Below are 17,269 nucleotides of genomic sequence, written 5' to 3' on the forward strand. Positions count from 1 at the left end.
CGTCGTCCTCCGGCTGGACGGCGACCGCGCCGCGGGTGACCAGCACGAGCTTTGCCTCGTCGGACCCGTCGATCCACTCCTGGACCAGCGCCAACGCCCGGTGCGCGGCTTCGTGCGCTCCGGCCGCCGAGTCCTCGGCGTCCACAGTGGCCAGTACGAACTCGGGCCGGGTGTCGCCGAGCCGGTCGAGGTGGCCGATCTCGGCCGTTCCCGATGGCTGGACCGGCGTCCATTCCAGGCGGAACATCGACTCGGTCCGGGCGGTGTCGAGTGCGTCGGCCGAGACCGGGCGCAGCACGAGCGAGCCGACCGTCGCGACCGGCTGCCCGGCGGCGTCGAACAGTTCCAGCGAGACGCCGCTGCCGGCCGGGGACAGCTTGGCCCGCAGTGCCGACGCGCCCGAGGCGTGCAGCGTGACGTCGGTCCAGGCGAACGGAATGCCCGTGCCCTCACCGGTGAGCCGGCCGCTCAGGCCGATCGCGTGCAGCACCGAGTCGAACAGTCCCGGGTGCAGTCCGAATGATTCGTCCACTTCGGACTCAAGGGTGACCTCGGCGTAGACGTCGTCACCGAGCTGCCACGCGGAACGCAGGCCGCGGAACGCCGGGCCGTAGCCGAAACCGGCTCCGGCGAGGTCGTCGTAGAGCCGTGACGTCTCCAGCGCCGTGGCCCCGGCGGGCGGCCATTCGGCCAGCTCGGCGGGCGGTGTCGCGGCGACGGTGCCGAGCAGACCGGTGGCGTGCGTCGTCCACGGGTGGCCGAACGTGGTGCCTTCTGGTCGCGAGTGGACGGTCACCTCGCGGCGGCCGTCCGCATCCGGTTCGCCCACGGTGACCTGCAGCTGGACGCCGCCGTCGGCGGGCAGCACCAGCGGTGCCTGCAAGGTGAGTTCTTCGAGGTGGTCACAACCCACCTGGTCCCCGGCGCGGACGGCCAGCTCGACCAGGCCGGTGCCGGGCACGAGCACGGTGCCGTGCACGGCGTGGTCGGCCAGCCACGGGTGGGTCAGCGTCGACAGCCTGCTGGTGAACAGCACGCCGTCGCCGCCGGCCAGCGAGACGGCCGCGCCGAGCATCGGGTGCCCGGCCGCGTCCAGGCCCAGCCCGGCGGCGGCGCCTCGGCTCGACGCGGTGGGCGTCGGCCAGAAGCGGCTCCGCTGGAAAGCGTAGGTAGGCAGGGTGATCCGGCGCGCGCCGGTGGTCAGCACGGCCCAGTCGACGTCCGCGCCGTGGGTGTAGGCCGTGGCGAGGGCGGTGAGCAGGGTCCGGCGTTCCGGCCGGTCGCCGCGCAGGACGGCGGTGAACACGGCGGGCTCGTCCAGGCAGTCCTGGCCGAGTGCGGACAGGACGCCGTCCGGGCCCAGTTCGACGAACCTGGTCACGCCCTGGGCGGAGAGGGTCCGGATGCCGTCGACGAACCGGACGGCCTCACGCACATGGCGCACCCAGTAGTCCGCGTCGAACTCGGTCACCAGTTCGCCGGTGACGTTCGAGACGATCGGTATAACCGTCTTACCGTAAGACAGAGACTCAGCTATACCGCGGAACTCGGCCAGCATCGGGTCCATCAACGGCGAGTGGAACGCATGGCTGACGACCAGCCGCTTGGTCTTGCGACCCAGCTCGGCGAACTGCGCAGCCACTGCCAGCACAGCGTCCTCGTCGCCGGAGATCACGGTCGAGGTCGGGCCGTTCAACGCCGCAACGGTCACACGGTCTGACAGATATACCGAAACTTCCGCCTCGGTCGCCTGCACAGCCACCATCGCGCCACCGGGCGGCAGGGCCTGCATCAAGCGACCCCGGGCGGCGACCAGCGTGACCGCGTCCGTCAGCGAGAGAACACCCGCGACGTGCGCCGCCGCCAGCTCGCCGATCGAGTGGCCGAGCAGGAAGCCCGGCCGGACGCCGAGGCTTTCCAGCAGCCGGAACAGCGCCACCTCGACCGCGAACAACGCGGCCTGGGTGTAGGCCGTCTGGTCGAGCAGGGCGGAGTCCTCGAAGACGACCGTCCGGAGTGGACGGTCCAGGTGTGTGTCGAACTCGGCGCAGACCGCGTCCAGGGCGTCCGCGAACACCGGGAACGCCGCGTACAGCTCACGACCCATCCCGGCCCGCTGGCTGCCCTGGCCGGTGAACAGGAACGCGGTCGAGCCGTCGGCGACGACGTCCCGCACCAGCTGCGCGGCGGGTTCACCGCGGCCGAGCGCGCCGAGGGCGGCGAGCAGTTCGGCCCGGTCCCCGGTCAGCACCGCGCGGTGCTCGTGCCGGGCGCGGGACGTGGCGAGCGAGAAGGCGACGTCGGCCGGCTCCCAGTCCACGCCGTCGAGCTGCGCGTGGAGGCGGATCGCCTGGTCACGCAGGGCGTCGGCGTCGCGGGCGGAGAGCACCCACGGTGCTGGTTCCCCGGCGAGCACGCGTTCCGCTTCGACGATCTCGGGCGCCTGCTCGAGAACGACGTGGGCGTTCGTGCCGCTCATGCCGAACGACGACACCGCGGCGCGTCGCGGCCGGTCCACCGCCGGCCATGCGCGCGAGTCGGTCAGCAGCTCGACCGCTCCCGACGTCCAGTCCACCTTGGACGACGGCTTGTCGACGTGCAGCGTCTTCGGCAGCAGCCCGTGCTGCATCGCCTGGACCATCTTGATGATCCCGCCGACGCCCGCCGCGGCCTGCGTGTGTCCGATGTTCGACTTCAGGGAGCCCAGCAACAAAGGCTCGGTCCGGCCCTGGCCGTAGGTGGCCAAAAGCGCCTGTGCCTCGATCGGGTCACCCAACGTCGTGCCGGTGCCATGGCCTTCGACGGCATCGACGTCCGAAGTGGACAGACCGGCACTGGTCAACGCCTGCCGGATCACGCGCTGCTGCGCGGGCCCGTTCGGCGCGGTGAGGCCGTTGGACGCACCGTCCTGGTTGATCGCGCTCCCCCGCAGGATCGCCAGGACCGGGTGGCCGTTGCGCTGGGCGTCGGACAGCCGCTCCAGCAGGAGCATGCCGACGCCTTCACCCCAGCCGGTGCCGTCGGCGGCCTCGGCGAACGGCTTGCACCGGCCGTCCTCGGCCAGCCCGCGCTGGCGGGAGAACTCGATGAACGCGTTCGGTGTCGACATGACGACCACGCCGCCCGCCAGGGCGAGCGAGCACTCGCCCGCCCGCAGGGCCTGCGCCGCGAGGTGCAGCGCGACCAGCGAAGACGAGCACGCTGTGTCGACGGTGACCGCCGGGCCTTCGAGCCCGAAGGTGTAGGACAGCCGGCCGGAGACGACCGCGGCGGCGTTGCCGGTGGCCAGGTGCCCTTCGAGGCCGGGCTGCCCGGTCAGCAGCGTGCCGTAGTCCTGCAGGTTCGTCCCGGCGAAGACGCCGGTCCGGCTGCCGCGCACGGCGTGCGGGTCGATGCCGGCCCGTTCGAAGGCCTCCCAGGTCGTCTCGAGCAGCAGCCGCTGCTGCGGGTCCATGGCGAGCGCTTCGCGCGGGCTGATCCCGAAGAACGCCGCGTCGAAGCGGTCGACGCCGTCGAGGAAGCCGCCGGTGCGGGCGTAGCTGGTGCCGGTGTTGTCCGGGTCCGGGTCGAACAGCGCGCCCAGGTCCCAGCCGCGGTCGGCCGGGAAGCCCGCGATCGCGTCGACGCCGTCGGCGACGAGGCGCCACAGCTCCTCCGGCGACCGGACGCCACCGGGATACCGGCAGCTCATCGCGACGATCGCGATCGGGTCGTCGGCCACAGTGCGCTTATCGGACACGACGTCCGCGCCGGCGACCTCCCGGCCACCGGTGAGTTCGGTGCGCAGGTGCCCGGCCAGGACGGTCGCGTTCGGGTAGTCGAACACCAGCGTCGCGGGGAGCCGGATGCCGGTCGCCGCGGTGAGCCGGTTGCGCAGCTCGACGGCGGTCAGCGAGTCGAAGCCGAGCTCCTTGAACGCGCGGTCGGGCACGACCGCGTCGGTGCCGGTGTGGCCGAGCACCGCGGCGGCCTCGGTCCGGACCAAGTCGACGAGCAGGCGGGCCTGCTCGGCCTCCCCCAGCCCGGCCAGCCGGCCGGCCAGCTCGGAGACGTCGGCGGACGCCGTGTCCACAGTGGAATCAGCGAGCACACGGCGCACCTCGGGCACGCCGTCCAGCAGCGGCCGCGGCCGGGCCGCGGTGAACGCCGGGGCGAACTTCGCCCAGTCGACATCGGCGACCACGACCGCGGTCTCGTCCGCACCGACCGCACGGCCGAGGGCGGCAATCGCCGAGGCCGGCGCGAGGGGCTCGAGGCCGCGGCGGCGCAGCTGGTCGATCGCGTCACCACGGGCGGCCATGCCGCCCCCGGCCCACGGGCCCCACGCCACGGCGGTGGCGGCGAGCCCGCGTGCCCGCCGGGCCTGGGCGAGGGCGTCGAGGTAGGCGTTCGCCGCCGCGTAGGCGGCCTGCCCACCCGAGCCCCAGATGCCCGAGATCGACGAGAAGAGCACAAAAGCGTCCAGTTCGGACGTTCCGAGCACGGCGTCCAGGTTGACGGCGCCGGTCACCTTGGCGGACAGCACCTCGGCGAACCCGGCGACGTCCACAGTGTCCAGTGGTGTCGCCCATTCGACGCCGGCCGCATGTACGACGGCGTCGACCGGGTACTCGGCGACGAGCGCGGTCAGGGCGTCACGATCGGTGACGTCCAGCGCGGCGACCACGACGTCCACACCGGACTCGGCGAGTTCGTCGCGCAGTGCCCCGGCACCGGGTGCGGCGAGTCCGGCGCGGCTGGTCAGCACCAGCCGTTCCGCACCACCCGCAGCCGCCCAGCGGGCGACCTCGGCACCCAGCGCGCCGGTTCCTCCGGTGATCAGCACAGTGCCGCGCGGAGTCCACGACGTGACACCGGCCGGCAGCGGCGCGGGCACGAGCCGGCGCACGTAGACGCCGGAGCCGCGGACCGCGACCTGGTCTTCGGTGCCGGCCAGCGCGCCGGCGACCCGGGCAAGCGCCCGGTCGTCCAGTTCGGCGGGCAGGTCGAGCAAGCCGCCCCAGCGGTGCGGCAGCTCCAGGCCGGCGACCTGGCCGATGCCCCAGACCAGCGCCTGGGACGCCGAGCCGAGGACGTCGGCGCGGCCGGTCGAGACCGCGCCGCGTGTCACCATCCACAAGGGAGCGTCGATCCCGGCCTCGCCGAGCGCGCGGACCAGCGTGAGGTTCGCGGCGGCGCCGAGCGTGACGCCGGGGTGTTCGGGGTGCGGCTCGTCGTTGGTGCCGAGCAGCGAGACAACACCGTCGAAAGCGGTGTCCTCGGGGATCTCGCCGTCGGTGACGACGACGTCGGCCCCGGCGCGGGTGAGCGCGCCGCACAGCGGGTGTTCGGCGTCGCCGACGACCAGCCACGTGCCGCGCAGTACGGGCGCCGCGAGGTCGGTCACCGGCTGCCAGGCGACGCGGTAGCGCCAGCCGTCCACAACGGACTCGACGCGTTGCTGTCGGTGCCAGGCGGAAAGAGCGGGCAGCACGGCGCTGAGCGGCTGGTCACCATCGAGAGCGAGAGTGCCGGTGACGGTGGCGAAGTCGGCGTTCTCGACCGCCGTCCAGAACTCGGCTTCGGCCGGGCTCGCCGACGTCGTCGTGACGACGGCGGCCGGCTGCTCCGGCCAGTAGCGCCGTCGTTGGAAGGCATACGTCGGCAGCGCGACGCGCCGTGTCGGGACGCCAGCGAACACCGATGCCCAGTCGACGTCGGCGCCGTGGATGTGGACCTCGGTCAGCGCGGTCAGCACCGACGCGGTCTCGGCGCGGCCGCCACGCAGCGCGGCGGTGAAGTCGCCGGTCACGCAGTCCTGGCCCGCCGCGGTCAGCACACCCTCGGGGCCGAGCTCCAGGAACGTCGTCACGCCGCGGGCGGCGAGCGTGCGCATCGCGTCGAGGAACCGGACCGTGCCGCGGACCTGGTCCACCCAGTAACCCGGGTCGGTCAGGCCGGTCGCCAGCTCACCGGACACAGTGGACACGACAGGAATACGCGGCGCGTGGAAGGTCAGAGTTTCCGCCACCGCGCGGAAGTCGTCGAGCATGGCGTCCATACGCGACGAGTGGAACGCGTGGCTCACCGTGAGCCGCTTGGTCTTGCGGCCTTCGAACCGCGCCACGAGGGCCAGGACGGCGTCCTCGTCACCGGAAACGACCGTCGACTCGGGACCGTTCAAGGCCGCGATGCTGACCGCCTCCGACAGGAACGGCGTGACCTCGTCCTCGCTCGCCTGGATCGCGACCATCGCGCCGCCGGTCGGCAGCACCTGCATGAGCCGTCCGCGAGCCGAGACCAGCTTGACCGCGTCGGCCAGCGAGAACACGCCCGCGACGTGGGCCGCGGCCAGCTCGCCGATCGAGTGCCCGGCGAGGAAGTCCGGCCGCACGCCCCAAGACTCGAAGAGCCGGAACAACGCCACTTCCAGCGCGAACAGGTTCGCCTGGGCGTACTGCGTCTGGTCGAGGTCGCCGCCGTCGAGGTCGAAGTCGAACGCGGTGCGGATCTCGTCGAACGCGGCCGCGAACACCGGGTAGGTCTCGTGCAGCTCCCGGCCCATGCCGAGCCGCTGGCTGCCCTGTCCGGTGAACAGGAACGCGAGGCCACCGCCGGTCGCGGTGCCGTGAGCGCCCTCGCCCCGGGCGACAGCGGCGAGCCCGGCCAGCAGGTCCTCCCGGCTCGTCGCCAGGAATCCGGCGCGGTGCTCCAGCGCGGAACGGGTGACGGCGAGCGCGGCGGCGGCTTCGGCCGGCTCGAATTCGTCGAGGTATGCGGCCAAACGACGCGCTTGGGCGCGAAGACCGTCTTCGTCCGCACCGGACACCACCACCGGCACGAGCGCGGGCAGCGTTTCCGGCGCGACGATGGCTTCCGATGGCGGCGCCTGCTCGATGATCGTGTGCGCGTTGGTGCCGCTGAACCCGAACGACGAGACACCGGCACGGCGCGGGCGGCCGGTCTCCGGCCAGGCCGTGGCCTCGGTGAGCAGCCGGACGGTGCCGGCCGACCAGTCGACGTGTGGGGTCGGCTCGTCGACGTGCAAGGTCGCGGGCAGCACGCCGTGACGCATCGCCTGGACCATCTTGATGATCCCGCCGACACCCGCCGCGGCCTGGGTGTGCCCGATGTTCGACTTGACCGAGCCGAGCCACAGCGGCGTCTCACGGTCGGTGCCGTAGGTGGCGATCAGCGCCTGGGCTTCGATCGGGTCGCCCAGGGTCGTGCCGGTGCCGTGCGCCTCGACGGCATCGACGTCCGAAGTGGACAGTCCGGCGTTGGCGAGGGCCTGGCGGATGACGCGTTGCTGGGCCGGACCGCTGGGGGCGGTGATGCCGTTGGACGCGCCGTCCTGGTTGATCGCGCTGCCGCGCACCACGGCCAGTACCTGGTGACCGTGGCGCTGGGCGTCGGAAAGCCTTTCCAGCAGGAGCATGCCGGCGCCTTCGCCCCAGCCCGTGCCGTCGGCCGCGGCGGCGAACGCCTTGACCCGCCCGTCCTCGGCGAGGCCGCGCTGACGCGAGAACTCGACGAACGTGGTGGGCGTCGACATCACCGCGACACCACCGGCGAGCGCGAGCGAGCACTCGCCAGAACGCAGCGACTGCGCGGCGAGGTGCAGTGCCACCAGCGAAGACGAGCACGCGGTGTCCACAGTGACCGCCGGGCCGGTGAAGCCGAAGGTGTAGGACAGCCGGCCGGAGACCACGCTGCCCGCGTTGCCGGTGGCCAGGTAGCCCTCGACGTCCTCGCCGGAGCTCTGCAGCAGCGCGGCGTAGTCCTGGCTGTTGGTGCCGGCGAACACGCCGATTTCCTGGCCGCGCACCGACTTCGGGTCGATCCCGGCGCGCTCGAAGGCTTCCCAGGACGTCTCCAGCAGCAGTCGCTGCTGCGGGTCCATGCCCAGCGCCTCGCGCGGCGAGATGCCGAAGAACCCGGCGTCGAAGTCGGCGACGTCGTAGAGGAACGCGCCGTGCCGCGCGGCGGACGCGCCCAGGCCGTCGCCGAACAGCGCGTCGAAATCCCAGCCGCGGTCGCCGGGCAGTTCCGAAACGGCGTCGCGGCCGTCGACGATCATCCGCCACAGGTCCTCGGGCGAGTGGATGCCGCCGGGGTACCGGCAGCTCATCGCGACGATGGCGATCGGGTCGTCGTCCTCGGCCGCGTGCGCCCGGACGAGCGCCCCGGCGGTCTCGCCGGCCAGCTCGGCACACAGGTGCTCGGCCAGCGCGGCGGGCGTCGGGTGGTCGTAGACGAGGGTCGAGGGCAGGGTCAGGCCGGTGGCCGCGGTGAGGCGGTTGCGCAGCTCGACCGCGGTGAGCGAGTCGAAACCGAGCTCGGTGAACGCCTTGTTCTCGGGGACGTCGGCGATCCCGGCGTGGCCGAGCACGGCTGCGACGCCGCCGCGGACGAAGTCGACGACCAGCAGCCGCCGCTCGGTTTCGGGCAGCCCGGCGATCCGCTCGGTGAGCGACTCGGGCCGAGTGTCGTCCACTGTGGACTTCAGCGCGCGGACCTCCGGGAGGTCGCCGATGAGCGGACTCGGCCGCGCGGCGGTGAACCCGGGTGCGAACTTCGCCCAGTCGACGTCGACGACGCAGACCGTGGCCGCGTCCGAGGTGATCGCACGGTCCAAAGCGGACAGTGCCAGCTCCGGGTCCATCTGCGGCACACCGGTGCGCCGCAGGCGTTCGGCGACGCCGTCGTCGGTGGCCATGCCGCTGCCCGCCCAGGCACCCCAGGCGATGGACGTCGCGGGCAGGCCGTCGGCGCGACGGCGTTCGGCGAGGGCGTCGAGCCCGGCGTTGGCCGCGGCGTAGTTGCCCTGGCCGGGCGCGCCGAACACGCCGGCGGTCGAGGAGAACAGCACGAACGCGGTGACGGGCCGGTCGCGGGTGAGCGCGTCGAGGTGCCCGGCGGCGGTGACCTTGGCCCGCGCGACCGTGGCGAACCGGTCGGCGTCGAGCGAGTCGACAACGCCGTCGTCGAGCACCCCGGCGGTGTGGACCACGGTGGTGAGCGGGTGCTCGGCCGGGATGGCGGCGACGACCTCGGCGAGGGCGTCGCGGTCGGCCGCGTCGCAGGCGGCGATCGTGACGGAGACGCCGAGCGCGGTCAGTTCGTCGCGCAGGTCGGTTGCGCCGGGCGCGTCGAGGCCACGACGGCTGGTCAGGACGAGGTGGTCGATGCCGCGGCCGGCCAGGTGGCGGGCCACGCGGGCGCCGAGCGCGCCGGTGCCGCCGGTGATCAGCGCGGTGCCGGTGGGCTGCCAGACGGCGGCCGGGGCGCCGGTCGCGCGGACGATCCGGTGGCCGAAGACGCCGTGTTCGCGGACCGCGAGCTGGTCTTCGTCGTGGCCGCCGGCGAGTACCGCGGCCAGCCGGGTGCCGGTCCGCGCGTCGAGGCGTTCGGGCAGGTCGAGCAGGCCGGCCCAGCGCTGCGGCTGTTCCAGCGCGGCGACCCGGCCGAGGCCCCAGACCTGGGCCTGGTCGGCGCCGCGCAGGGCTTCGCCGCAGGTGACGGCCCCGGACGTAGCGGTCCAGAGCCGCAGGTCGGTGCCCGCCTCGGCGAGGGCCCGGAGCGCGACGACCGTGTCCGGCAGACCGGCGTCGCCCAGGGGCAGCAGGGAAAGCACGCCCGCGGCCGGTGCTTCGGCGAGCGCGACGCGGATCTGTGTGGCCAGGGTGTCGCGGTCGGTCACCACGATCTTGCGCACGGACGCGCCGTTCGTGGTCAGCGCGGTCGCGACGTCGTCGACCAGGTCGAGCGCCGTCTCGGGGGTGAGCAGCAGCCAGTCGCCGGTGAGGCGGCCGTCGAGGTTCAGCGGGACCCAGTCGGTGCCGTACCGCCAGTTGTCCACTGTGGACGCGGCGAAGCGGCGACGGCGCCAGCCGGCCAGCGACGGGACGAGGTCGGTCAGCGCGTCGGCGGGCAGGTCCAGGGTGTCCGAGACGGTGTCGAGGTCGCCCGATTCGATCGCGGCCCAGAAGCCGGCCTCGATCGGGTCGACGGCCGGTTCGACCGCGCGCTCGCGCGGCCAGAAGCGCCGGTGCTGGAACGGGTAGGTCGGCAGCTCGACGCGGGTGCCGGCGCCGCCGAGGACGGCGTCCCAGCTCACCGGCACGCCGCGGACGTACGCTTGGGCCAGCGCCGCGACGGCGGCCTGCGGCTCGGGGCGTCCCCGGCGGGTGGCCGCGGCGAAGACGCCGCCGGTCACGCAGTCCTGGGCCATCGCCGACAGCACGCCGTCCGGGCCCAGCTCGATGTAGGTCGTGACCCCGGCGGCTTCGAGGGTCCGCATCCCGTCGAGGAAGCGGACCGCGTCGCGGACGTGGGTGACCCAGTACTCGGCGTCGAACGCCGTGATCGGCCCACCGGTGACGTTCGAGACGATCGGTATAACCGGCTGACTGTATGACAGAGACTCCGCTATACCGCGGAACTCCGCCAGCATCGGGTCCATCAGCGGCGAGTGGAAGGCGTGGCTGACGGTGAGCTGCTTCGTCTTGCGGCCCAGCTCGGCGAAGTGGGCCGCGACGGCCAGGACGGCGGCCTCGTCGCCGGAGATGACCGTCGAGTTCGGGCCGTTCAACGCCGCAACGGTCACACGGTCAGACAGATATACCGAAACCTCCGCCTCGGTGGCCTGGATCGCGACCATCGCGCCGCCGGTCGGCAACGCCTGCATGAGACGGCCGCGCGCCGCGACCAGCTTGACGGCGTCGGCGAGCGACAGCACCTCCGCGACGTGCGCGGCCGCCAGCTCGCCGATGGAGTGACCGACCAGGTGATCGGGCGTCACGCCCCAGTGCTCGAAGAGCCGGTACAGCGCGACTTCCAGCGCGAACAGCGCGGCCTGGGTGTAGCTCGTCTGGTCAAGCAGGGCCGCATCGGGCGAACCGGCGTCGGCGAACATGACCATCCGCAGTGGGCGGTCCAGGTGCGCCTCGAACCCGGCGCAGATCTCGTCCAAGGCGTCGGCGAACACGCCGAACGCGTCGTACAGCTCACGTCCCATCCCGGCGCGCTGGCTCCCCTGCCCGCTGAACAGGAACGCCGATCCGCCGGTCGCGGCCGTGCCCGACACTCCGGCCCCGGCGGCGAGCGCGGCCAGGCCTTCCAGGAGTTCGTCCCGGTTGGCACCGGCTACCACACCACGGTGGTCGAACCGCGCCCGTGTGGTCAGCGACGCGGCGACGTCCGCCGGTGTGACGTCCGGGTGTTCGGTCAGGTGCGTGTGCAGGCGTCCGGCCAGTGCGTACAGCGCGTCTTCGGTCTTGGCCGAGAGGGTGAGCGGCACGACCGCCGGCGCCGTGGTGTCCTCGGCGGGCTCCGGTTCGTAGGCCTGCTCGAGGATGACGTGCGCGTTCGTCCCGCTGATGCCGAACGACGACACACCCGCGCGGCGCGGCCGGCCGGTCTCCGGCCACGGCGTGGCCTCGGTGAGCAGCGCGACCGTGCCGTCGCTCCAGTCGATGTGCGGCGACGGCTCGTCGGCGTGCAGGGTCTGCGGGAGCAGGCCGTGGCGCATCGCCAAGACCATCTTGATCACGCCGGCGACGCCCGCGGCGGCCTGCGTGTGCCCGATGTTGGACTTGATCGAGCCGAGCCACAGCGGGTCGCCCGCGCGGTCGGCACCGTAGGTCGCGATCAGGGCCTGCGCCTCGATCGGGTCGCCCAGCGAGGTGCCCGTGCCGTGTGCCTCGACGGCGTCGACGTCCGAAGTGGACAGTCCGGCCGAGGTCAGCGCCTGGCGGATGACACGCTGCTGGGACGGGCCGTTGGGCGCCGTCAGACCGTTCGACGCGCCGTCCTGGTTGACCGCGCTGCCGCGGACCACGGCGAGCACCGGGTGGCCGTGGCGGCGGGCGTCCGACAGCCGCTCCAGCACGAGCATGCCGATGCCCTCGCCGGAACCGAACCCGTCGGCGGCCGCGCCGAACGCCTTGCAGCGGCCGTCTGCGGCCAGGCCACGCTGCCGGCTGAACTCGACCAGCATCTCCGGCGTCGACATCACCACGACGCCGCCGGTGAGCGCCATTTCGCACTCGCCGTTGCGCAGCGCCTGAGCGGCGAGGTGCAGGGCGACCAAAGAGGACGAACAGGCCGTGTCCACAGTGACCGCGGGGCCTTCGAGCCCCAGTGTGTAGGAGATCCGGCCCGACGCGACGCTCGCGGTGTTGCCGGTGCCGAAGTAGCCCTCGACGTCCTCGTCGGACGCGTGCAGCCGGGTGCCGTAGTCGTGGTAGGTCAGGCCGACGAACACGCCGGACCGGCTGCCCCGCAGCGTCGCGGGGTCGATGCCCGCGCGCTCGACCGCTTCCCAGGACGTCTCCAGCAGCAGCCGCTGCTGCGGGTCCATCGCCATCGCCTCACGCGGGCTGATCCCGAAGAACGCGGGGTCGAAGTCGGCGGCGCCGTCGAGGAAACCCCCTTCGCGGACGTAGCTGGTGCCGGCCGCGTCCGGGTCGGCGTCGTACAGGGCGGCCAGGTCCCAGCCGCGGTCGGCCGGGAACGGCCCGATGGCGTCACCGCCACCGGAGACCAGGTTCCACAGGTCGTCCGGGTTGCGGACGCCGCCGGGGAACCGGCAGCTCATCGCCACGATGGCGATCGGCTCGTCGGTCGTGGTGGCCACGGCGACAGCGGTGGCCGGAGCGGGTGCGGTCCCGGCCAGTTCGCCGCGGATGTGGCGGGCCAGCACGTCGGCCGTCGGGTAGTCGAACACCAGCGTGGCGGGCAGCTTCAGCCCGGTGGCCGCGGTCATCCGGTTGCGGAAGTCGACCGCGGTCAGCGAGTCGAACCCGAGGTCGCGAAAGGCCAGTCCGGCGTCGATCGCGTCGGCGGACGCGTGCCCGAGCACCCCGGCCGCCTGGCCGAGCACGATTCCGAGCACGGCCGTGTGCTGGTCCTTTTCGGACAGTCCGGTGATGCGCGCGGCCAACCCGGTCGGCGCTTCCGCCGCGGCGGCCGGCTTCGCGGCCATGATCGCGGCCGCCTCCGGGATCTCGCTGATCAGCGGGCGGGCGCGGCCGGCGCTGAACGCGGGCACGAACTTGTCCCAGTCGATGTTCGCGATCGCCAGGAACGTGTCGTCGTGGTCCAGCGCCTGCTGGACCGCGCCGATCGCGACGTCCGGCGCCATGTCGGCGCTGCCGCGGCGGCGCAGGACCTCTTCGACGACGCCTTCGGCCATGCCACCGCCGGACCAGTGGCCCCAGGCCAGCGACGTCGCGGGCAGGCCGAGCGCGCGCCGCCGTTCGGCGAGCGCGTCGAGGAAAGCGTTTCCCGGCGCGTAGTTGCCCTGCCCGGCCAAGCCGAACGTGCCGGCGAAGGAGGAGAACAGGACGAACGCGGACAGGTCGAGGTCGCGGGTCAGCTCGTCGAGGTTGACCGCGGCGGTGACCTTGACGCGCAGGGTGCGCTCGTACTGCTCGACGGTCAGTTCGTCCAGGACGTTGTCATCGAGCACGGCCGCGGTGTGCACCACCGCGGACAGGTCCGGCACGGACGCGATCAGGGCGGCCAGCGCGTCGCGGTCGGCGACGTCGCAGGCCGCGGTGGTGACGCAGGCGCCGAGCGCGACGAGTTCCGTCTGCAGCTCGGGCGCGCCCGGGGCGTCGAGGCCCCGGCGGCTGGTCAGCAGGATGTGCTCGGCGCCGGCCCGGGCGAGCCAGCGGGCGACGTGCCCACCGAGCGCACCCGTCCCGCCGGTGACCAGCGCCGTTCCTTCGGGACGCCACTGCCGCGCGGCCGGCGGCCGGGCGTGGCTCGGGTCGCGGACGAGCCGGCGCGCGAACGCTCCGGCCGCGCGCAACGCGACCTGGTCCTCACCGTCGCTCGCGGCGAGCACGCCGGCGAGACCGCGCAGGTCGGTGGCGCCGGCCAGGTCGGCGAGGCCACCCCAGCGCTGGGGGTGCTCCTGGGCGACGACCCGGCCGAGGCCCCACAGCAGCGCCTGGTGCGGGTGCGTCAGCGTGTCCGCCGGGTCGACCGAGACCGCGCCGCTCGTGGTGATCCACAGTGGAGCGTCGATCCCGGCGTCGCCGAGGGCCTGGACGAGGGTCAGCGTGCCGGCCACGAACGCGGGCACGGCGGGGTACTCGGGGTGCGGCCGGTCGTCGGCCGCGAGGAAGGAGACGACACCGGACGGCACGGCGTCCGGGCAGGCGTCGCGCAGCAGCTCGGCCAGCGTGGCGCGGTCGATCGTGGCGGCGTCGACGACGACCGGCACGACCGTGACGCCTTCGAGCGCGGGGGTTTCGCCGGTGGCCGAGACGACGGCGATCCAGATCCCGTCCGGCGTGATTCTGTTCTCCGGCAACGGCTTCCAGGTGACACGGTAGCGCCACGAGTCCAGTTCGGACCGCTCCTGCTCCTGGCGCCGCCAGGACGACAGTGCGGGCAGCAGCGCGCCGAGCGACTCGGCGGCACCCGCGTCCACGGCGAGGGTTCGCGCGAGCCCGTCGATGTCACCGGAGTCCACTGCGGACCAGAACCGGGCCTCCGGTTCGGAGACGGAGACCGGCGCGACGGCGTCCGGGTCCTCCTCCAGCCAGAACCGCTCACGCTGGAACGGGTAGGTGGGCAGGTCGTGCTCCGGCGCGGGCAGCACGCCGAACGTCTGCGCCCAGTCGGGCGTTGCGCCGTGCGTGTGCGCCTGGGTCAGCGCGCCGAGGAACTGGTCCGCGCCGCCTTCGTTGCGGCGCAATGTGCCGACGGCCACCACATCCACAGTGGAGTCATCCGCCGTGTCCTGGACGCCGACGGTGAGCACCGGGTGCGGGCTGCACTCGACGAACACGGAGTGGCCGCGCGTGAGGAGTTCGCGGGTGACCGGTTCGAACCGGACGGTGTTGCGGAGGTTCTCGTACCAGTACCGGGCGTCGAGGCGGGTGGTGTCGATCGGCTCGCCGGTCACCGTCGAGTAGAACGGCACGTCGGCCTGACGCGGCCGGATCGGCGCGAGCAGGTCGAGGAGTTCGGTCTCCAGGAACTCGACGTGCGCGGAGTGTGACGCGTAGTCGACCGGGATCTTCTTGGCCCGGACGTCCTGCTCCGCGCAGTGCGCGACCAGTTCGTCCACCGCGTCGGCGTCGCCGGAGACGACGGTGGAGCGCGGGCCGTTGACCGCGGCCACCGACAGGCGCCCGTCCCAGGCCGCGACCAGCTCGACGACGGCGTCGTGGCCGAGCGGCACCGACACCATGCCGCCGCGTCCGGCCAGCGCGAGGATCGCCTTGCTGCGCAACGCGACGACCAGCGCACCATCCTCAAGGGACAGTCCACCGGAGACGACTGCGGCCGCGATCTCGCCCTGCGAGTGCCCGACCACGGCGGACGGCTCGACGCCGTGCGCGCGCCAGAGCGCGGCCAGCGACACCATCACCGCCCACAACACCGGCTGGACGACGTCCACCCGGTCGAACCCCGGCGCGCCCTCGGCGCCGCGCAGGACGTCGAGCAGCGACCAGTCCACATGGGACGCCAGCGCGGTCGCGCATTCCTCGATCCGCGCGGCGAACACCGGGGACGAGTCGATCAGCTCGACGGCCATGCCGACCCACTGCGAGCCCTGACCGGGGAAGACGAAGACGGACTTGACGTCACCGCGCGCGGTCCCGGTGCCCAGTTCGCCGCGAGCCAGCGCGTCGAGAGCGGTAAGCGCTTCCTGGTGATCGGCCGCCAGGAACGCGGACCGGTGTTCCAGAGCGGCCCGCGAGACGGCGAGCGCCCGGCCCATCGACGTCAGGTCGGCGTCCGGGTAGCGGGTCAGGTAGGTGCGCAGCTGCGCGGCCTGCTCGGCCAGCGCGGCGGGCGTGCGGCCGGACAGCACCAGCGGCACGACGCCGCCGACCAGGCCCGGCTCACCCGGCACCGACTCGGCGTCCGGCGCCTGCTCCAGGATGATGTGCGCGTTCGTGCCGCTGACACCGAACGCGGAGACGGCGCCGCGCCGGGCCCGTCCGGTCTCCGGCCACGGCGTCCGCTCGGTGAGCAGCGACACCGCGCCCGCGTTCCAGTCCACATGGGACGACGGCTGGTCGACGTGCAGCGTCTGCGGGAGCACGCCGTGTTCGAGGGCCTTGACCATCTTGATCACGCCGGCCACGCCGGCGGCGGCCTGGGTGTGGCCGATGTTCGACTTCACCGAGCCGAGCCACAGCGGGTCACCCGGCCGGTCCTGGCCGTAAGTGGCCAGCAGGGCCTGAGCTTCGATCGGGTCGCCGAGCACTGTGCCGGTGCCGTGCGCCTCGACCGTGTCCACATCGGACGGACGGAGCTTCGCGTTGCCCAGCGCCTGGCGGATCACGCGCTGCTGCGACGGGCCGTTGGGCGCGGTCAAGCCGTTGGAAGCGCCGTCCTGGTTGATCGCACTGCCGCGGATCACCGCGAGCACGGGGTGACCGAGCCGCTGGGCGTCGGAAAGCCGCTCGACGAGCAGCATGCCGACACCCTCGCCCCAGCCGGTACCGTCGGCGCCCTCGGCGAACGCCTTGCAGCGGCCGTCGGGGGAAAGGCCGCGCTGGCGGGAGAACTCGACGAACGCCCGCGGCGTCGACATCACCGTGACACCGCCGGCCAGCGCCAGCGAGCACTCGCCGGTGCGCAGCGCCTGGACCGCGAGGTGCAGCGCCACCAGCGACGCCGAGCACGCGGTGTCGATCGTCATCGCCGGGCCCTCGAGCCCGAAGCTGTAGGCGAGCCGACCGGAAACCACCGCGGCCGAGTTGCCGGTGGCCAGGTACCCCTCGATCTCGTCGGCGACGCTGTCCACGACGCCCGCGTAGTCCTGGCCGTTGGTGCCCACGAAGACCCCGGCCCGGCTGCCGCGCACGCTGTCCGGATCGACCCCGGCGCGCTCGAACGCTTCCCACGAAAGCTCGAGCAGCAGCCGTTGCTGCGGGTCCATCGCGACCGCTTCCCGCGGCGACACCCCGAAGAACCCGGCGTCGAAGCGGTCCGCTCCGGAGATGAACCCGCCCTCGCGGACGTAGCAGGTGCCCGCGTGGTCGGGGTCCGGGTGATACAGCCCGGGCAGGTCCCAGCCGCGGTCGGCCGGGAAGCCGCCGATCGCGTCGCCGCCGGCGGCCAGCAGCTCCCACAGGTCCTCGGGGCTGCGGACGCCGCCGGGGAACCGGCAGCTCATCCCGACGATCGCGATCGGCTCCCTGGCCTTCTCGTCGGCCTGCCGCAAGCGGTCCTGCGCCTCTTGCAGGTCACGGGTGACCCGCTTGAGGTATTCGCGCAGCTTCTGCTCGTTCGCCATGTTCAGTCCTGTCGCAGT

The 17,269-nt window shown here is 73.2% G+C and carries 1 protein-coding gene (cut by a window edge); it reads right to left on the minus strand.

Going from position 1 to position 17,269, the window contains the following annotated elements:
- On the minus strand, positions 1–17,251 hold the 5' portion of the coding sequence (locus OHS58_RS21500) for a type I polyketide synthase (protein WP_328649606.1). 29,906 nt of this gene lie to the left of the window's left edge; only the first 17,251 of its 47,157 coding nucleotides appear in the window; it begins with the start codon at positions 17,249–17,251; the stop codon falls past the left edge of the window.
- Between the last annotated feature and the right edge of the window lie 18 nt (positions 17,252–17,269).

The organism is Amycolatopsis sp. NBC_00348 (assembly GCF_036114655.1).
In the GTDB taxonomy this organism is placed as follows: domain Bacteria; phylum Actinomycetota; class Actinomycetes; order Mycobacteriales; family Pseudonocardiaceae; genus Amycolatopsis.